This window comes from Mycobacterium interjectum, assembly GCF_900078675.2.
GTDB lineage: Bacteria > Actinomycetota > Actinomycetes > Mycobacteriales > Mycobacteriaceae > Mycobacterium > Mycobacterium interjectum.
In genome coordinates, this window is record NZ_LT546257.1 from 1 (window position 1) to 2,998 (window position 2,998).

Consider the following 2,998-nt stretch of genomic DNA (forward strand, 5'->3'; position numbering starts at 1 on the left):
GCGTTCGAGGCGTCGGCGCTGGCGCGCGAGGCGTTCGGCGACGACGTCGTCGCGCATTACCTGAACAACGCCCGCGTGGAGCTGGCGGCCTTCAACGCGGCCGTCACCGACTGGGAAAGGATGCGCGGGTTTGAACGCCTCTGAGTCGGACGGTGGCAACCCGCGCCGCCCGGCTACGCCGCGCTCGCGATCGCCACGTAGGGCGAGGCCGGTGATCGGCCTGACCAGTTATTTGGAGCAGGTGAAGACGGGGATCTGGGACATCGCCGCGGGGTATCTGCCGGCCGACTACTTCGAGGGCGTCGTCATGGCCGGCGGCATCGCGACACTGCTGCCGCCGCAGCCGGCGGACGACGACACCGCCGGTGCGCTGCTCGACCGCCTCGACGGGCTGGTGATCACCGGGGGCTACGACATCGACCCCGCCCGCTACGGCCAGGATCCGCACCCGGCCACCGACCGCCCCCGCACCGACCGCGACGACCTCGAGTTAGCGCTGCTGCGGGGCGCGCTGGACCGCGGGCTCCCGGTACTGGGCATCTGTCGCGGCGCGCAGGTCCTCAACGTCGCATTCGGCGGCACGCTGCATCAGCACCTCCCGGATGTCCTGGGGCACAGCGGTCATCGGGCGGGCAACGGCGTGTTCACCAGGTTGCCGGTCCGCACCGTGGCGGGAACCCGGCTCGCCGCGCTGCTCGGCGAATCCACCGACGCGCCCTGCTATCACCATCAGGCCATCGACCAGGTCGGCGATCCCCTGGTGGTCAGCGCGATGGACGCCGACGGTGTGGTCGAGGCCGTGGAGCTGCCGGGCGAGCCGTTTGTCCTTGCGGTGCAGTGGCACCCGGAGAAGTCGCTCGACGACCTGCGGCTGTTCAAGGCGGTGGTGCAAGCCGCCAAATCGTACGCGGAAAGCCGATGACCGCAACGGAACTGGTCAACCCCGCGACCGAGGAGGTGCTGGCCTCGGTCGAGCTCGTCGATGCCGCCGAGGTCGACGACGCCGTGGCGCGCGCCGCGGCGGCCCAGCGGCGCTGGGCCCGGTTGTCCCCGGCGCAACGCGCGGAAGGCCTGCGCGCCTTCGCGGCCGCCGTCGCCGCCCACACCGACGAGCTGGCCGCGCTCGAGGTCGCCAACTCCGGGCACCCGATCGCGTCCGCCGAATGGGAGGCCGGCCACGTCCGCGACGTGCTGACGTTCTACGCGGGCAGCCCGGAACGCCTGTCCGGCAGGCAGATTCCGGTCGCCGGCGGCCTGGACGTGACCTTCAACGAGCCGCTGGGCGTGGTCGGCGTGATCACGCCGTGGAACTTTCCGATGCCGATCGCGTCCTGGAGCATCGGCCCCGCCCTCGCCGCCGGCAACGCGGTCCTCATCAAACCCGCCGAATTGACACCGCTGACCACGATCCGGCTCGGCGAGCTGGCGGTGCAGGCCGGGCTCGACGCGGACCTGTTGCAGGTGCTGCCCGGGAGGGGCGCGGTGGTGGGGGAGCGGTTCGTCACCCACCCGGGGGTGCGCAAGGTCGTGTTCACCGGTTCCACCGAGGTCGGCAAGCGGGTGATGGCCGGCGCGGCGGCCCACGTCAAGCGGGTGACGCTGGAATTGGGCGGCAAGAGCGCGAACATCGTCTTCGCCGACTGCGACCTGGAGCGCGCTGCGGCGACCGCGCCCGCCGGGGTGTTCGACAACGCCGGGCAGGACTGCTGTGCGCGCAGCCGGATCCTGGTGCAGCGCAGCGTGTACGACCGGTTCATGGAATTGCTGGAGCCCGCGGTGCGGGCCGTCGCCGTGGGGGACCCCGCCTCCCGCGACACCGAGATGGGCCCGCTGGTGTCGGCGGACCACCGCGCCCGGGTGGCCTCCTACGTGCCCGACGACGCCCCCGTCGCGTTTCGCGGCACGGCGCCGTCGGGCCCCGGGTTCTGGTTCCCGCCAACGGTCCTGACGCCCCGGCGCGCCGACCGCAGCGTCACCGAGGAGATCTTCGGCCCGGTCGTCACGGTGTTGCCGTTCGACGACGAGCACGACGCCATCGCGCTGGCCAACGACACCGCCTACGGCCTGTCGGGATCGATCTGGACCGACGACCTGTCCCGCGCGCTGCGGGTGTCGCGGGCGGTCGAGTCCGGCAACCTGTCGGTGAACTCGCACTCGTCGGTGCGCTACAACACGCCCTTCGGGGGTTTCAAGCAGTCCGGCCTGGGCCGCGAGCTCGGACCCGACGCGCCGCTGCATTTCACCGAGACCAAGAACGTGTTCATCGCCGTCAAGGAGGATTCGTGATGGACCTGACGCAACGGCTGGCCGGCCGGGTGGCGGTGATCACCGGCGGCGCCGGTGGCATCGGGTTGGCCGCGGGGCGACGGATGCGCGCCGAAGGCGCGACCATCGTGGTCGGCGACATCGACCGCGACGCCGGCGCCGCGGCCGCCGAGGAGCTCGCCGGCTTGTTCGTGCCCACCGATGTTTCGGACGAAAGCGCGGTCAACGCGCTGTTCGACGCCGCGGCCGAGGCCTACGGCTGGGTCGACATCGCGTTCAACAACGCCGGCATCTCGCCCCCCGAGGACGACCTGATCGAGAACACCGAACTGCCGGCGTGGCAACGAGTCCAGGACATCAACCTGAAATCGGTGTACCTGTGCTGCCGGGCCGCGTTGCGGCACATGGTGCCCGCCGGCAAGGGATCGATCATCAACACGGCGTCGTTCGTCGCGGTGCTGGGCTCGGCCACCTCGCAGATCTCCTACACCGCCTCCAAGGGCGGGGTCCTGGCCATGTCGCGCGAATTGGGGGTGCAGTTCGCCCGGCAGGGCATCCGCGTCAACGCGCTGTGCCCGGGGCCCGTCAACACCCCGCTCCTGCAAGAGCTTTTCGCCAAGGACCCGGAGCGGGCCGCCCGCCGCCTGGTGCACGTGCCGTTGGGTCGCTTCGCCGAACCCGACGAGATCGCCGCCGCGGTGGCCTTCCTGGCCAGTGACGACGCATCCTTCAT

General features: G+C 71.3%; 3 protein-coding genes and 1 pseudogene. All 4 read left to right on the forward strand.

The window, feature by feature from the left end; all coding sequences use genetic code 11:
- Positions 1-144: pseudogene (locus BN4348_RS59135) on the forward strand (glutamine synthetase); the annotation flags it as partial.
- Complete coding sequence (locus BN4348_RS59140; RefSeq protein WP_084453983.1) at positions 131-922, forward strand: gamma-glutamyl-gamma-aminobutyrate hydrolase family protein; 792 nt, start codon at positions 131-133, stop codon at positions 920-922. The pseudogene BN4348_RS59135 and the gene BN4348_RS59140, both read left to right, overlap by 14 nt.
- Positions 919-2,286: an aldehyde dehydrogenase family protein gene (locus BN4348_RS59145; RefSeq protein WP_066917785.1), complete on the forward strand. Its 1,368-nt coding sequence runs from the start codon at positions 919-921 to the stop codon at positions 2,284-2,286. The genes BN4348_RS59140 and BN4348_RS59145 overlap by 4 nt, the downstream gene beginning before the upstream one ends.
- Positions 2,283-2,998, forward strand: a 716-nt coding sequence (locus BN4348_RS59150; RefSeq protein WP_096866106.1) for a 3-oxoacyl-ACP reductase, incomplete at its 3' end; no start/stop codon positions are given. The genes BN4348_RS59145 and BN4348_RS59150, both read left to right, overlap by 4 nt.